Raw genomic sequence first — 1,770 nt, 5'->3', positions numbered from 1 at the left:
AGCGCGAGCAGGTCGGTCTGGCGGGCGATTTCCTGAACGATGCCGATCTTGTCGGCGATCGTCCGCATCGCGCCCACTGCACGATCGACGGCGACGCCGCTCACCTCGGCATCCTTGGCCGACTGGCGGGCGATCTTCTCGGTCTGGGCGGCATTGTCGGCGTTCTGCTTGATGTTCGCCGCCATCTCTTCCATCGCAGCCGATGCCTGTTCGGCGGCGGCGGCCTGTTCGGTGGCGCCCTGCGACACCTGTTCCGAGCTCGACGAGAGTTCCTGGCTGCCGGCCGACACATTGGTCGCCGCTGCGGTGGCGTCACTCACCACGCCGCGCAGGCGATCGACCATGCGGACCAGCGCATGGCCCAGCGTGTCCTTGTCGGACTGCGGCTTGGGCTGCACCATCAGGTCGCCGCCGGCAATGTCCTGCGCGATGCGGGCAATGGCTTCGAAATTGGCGCGCAGCCGGTCGAGATGCGCGCCCAGTTCGTCGGTAAGACCGCCATAGCTGCGGCTGGCGCCGACCGAGGTGTCGCCTAGCGACACCGCCGTGACGATCGTGCCGATCTCGTTGTAGGCCGCTTCCACCGCTGCCACGCTGCCCTGCATGCTGCCGATCTCGTCCTTGCGATCGGTGGCGAGCGGGTTGGCGAGGTGGCCGAGCGCTTCGGACACTTGGCCGATCGGGCGAGCGATGGTGCGGGTCATCAGCAGGCCGATGCCGATCGCGACGACGACGCTGGCCGCCATGCCGATCCAGATCGCCATGCTGATCGACGTGAACGCCTGGGCCTGCGCCTGCTGGCGGGTGGCGAGCAGCGCGCGTTCGGTGGAGACCATTTCGTTCACGCGAGCGCGCAACTGATCCATCGCATTCTTGCCGGCGCCGCTGGCTTCGAAGGCGCGCGCCTGTTCGCGCGTCTGCGGTGCGGCCATCATGCGGATGCCGCGTTCGGCGACGTCGCCATGCCAGCTTTCGGCCAGCCGCTTGATGTCGTCGAGGCGGCCCTGCTGCACCGGATTGTCGGCGGTCAGGTTCTTTGCTTCGTTCCAGGCGCGCGAGAAATCGGCCCAGCCCTTGTGATAGGGCTCGAGGAAATTCTCGTTGCCGGAGACCAGGTAGCCGCGATAGCCGGTTTCCTGGTTGACCATGTTCTCCACCATGTCACCGGCCGTGCCGATGACCTTGTAGGTATGTTCGTTGATGCTGGTCGTGCTGCGGACCTGATCGGCGTTGTACAGGATCACGCTGTCGACCAGCACGGTGATGCCGATGATGAAACCAAGACAGACGATAAGCTTCTTCGCGATCGAGATGTTGTTGAAGAAAGACATGGTCTAGACGTCCTTGGGCGAAGATGGGGCTTGCCTCCGGGGAGGCGCGAACGGGGTTACGCGAGGGTACGGGCAGTTCCGGGCGGGCTCATGCCGCCTCGGATCCGAAATGGGCGTCGTCCGCATCGGGCCCGCCGCTGGCGAGATCGAGCGCGAATCCGTTCACGCGCGCCTGCTGGTCGGCGATCGAGTTGGGCTTGGGCTTCCGGGTGCCCTTGGCTGCCGGCTTTGCGGCTGCTGCCTTGGCCGGACCTGCCTTGCGCTTGGGCGCTGCGGGCGCGCGCGCTGCGCTCACGCGCGAGCCGGTCACAGCGGTATCGACCCGGAAATAGGCGATGCTGGCCTGGAGCTCGTCGGCCTGTGCGGCGAGTTCCTCGGACGTGGCGCTGATCTGCTCGGAGGCGCTGGCGTTCTGCTGCGTCACCTGGTCGAGCTGCTG

General features: G+C 66.4%; 1 protein-coding gene and 1 pseudogene. Both read right to left on the bottom strand.

What is annotated here, in order from left to right:
• Nucleotides 1-1,331 (bottom strand): CHASE3 domain-containing protein (locus tag ACT53M_RS20100; RefSeq protein ID WP_476235694.1); only part of this gene is annotated, 1,331 nt, incomplete at its 3' end.
• A gap of 88 nt (nucleotides 1,332-1,419) precedes the next feature.
• A pseudogene (locus ACT53M_RS20095) lies at nucleotides 1,420-1,770 on the bottom strand (methyl-accepting chemotaxis protein); the annotation flags it as partial.

The sequence above is a fragment of the Sphingomonas sp. DMC6 genome (assembly GCF_056314225.1).
The sequence above is the reverse complement of the archived record's forward strand: the minus strand, read 5'-3'. Positions and strand labels throughout refer to the sequence as shown.